At 51.0% G+C, this 704-nt stretch carries 1 protein-coding gene; it reads right to left on the reverse strand.

All coding sequences use genetic code 11. The features are described from left to right. The coding region (locus ACTHUR_RS14195) for a DNA gyrase subunit A (protein WP_440399195.1) at nucleotides 1–704 on the reverse strand (704 nt) is incomplete at both ends.

Raw genomic sequence — 704 nt, forward strand, 5'->3', positions numbered from 1 at the left:
CCGCCTGCATCTCTTTGATAATCAGCTTGCGCTTTTCGTTTTCGTCGCCCAAAAGGATATTCAGACGGCCTTGTTCTTCGCGCAACTCGTTCAATTCTTTTTCGAGTTTGAAACCTTCCAAACGTGCCAACTGGCGCAGGCGGATTTCCAAAATGTCTTCGGCTTGGATTTCGGTCAGCCCGAACACCGCCATCAAATCGGCTTTCGGGTCGTCTGATTCGCGGATGACTTTAATCACTTCGTCGATGTGCAGAAAGACTTTCAGACGGCCTTCAAGGATGTGCAGCCGTTTTTCCACTTGGTTCAAGCGGAATTTCAGACGACGTGTTACGGTAACAACGCGGAAATCCAGCCATTCCTGCAAAATCGTTTTCAGGTTTTTCTGCGCGGGGCGGTTGTCCAAACCCATCATCACCAAGTTCATGGACACATTGCCTTCCAGCGAAGTTTGCGCCATCAGCGTGTTGATGAAGGTATCCGTATCAATGCGGCTGGATTTCGGCTCGAACACCAGTCGCACGGGATGTTCGCCGTCGGACTCGTCGCGCACGCGGTCGATTAAATCCAGCATCAGCTTTTTGGTATTAAGCTGGTCTTGGTTCAGCTGCTTTTTGCCTGCTTTCGGTTTCGGGTTGGTTTGTTCTTCGATTTCGGCAAGGATTTTGGCGGAATTGGCGTTCGGCGGCAGCTCGGTCACAATCACG

This window comes from Neisseria sp. P0021.S007 (assembly GCF_051956855.1).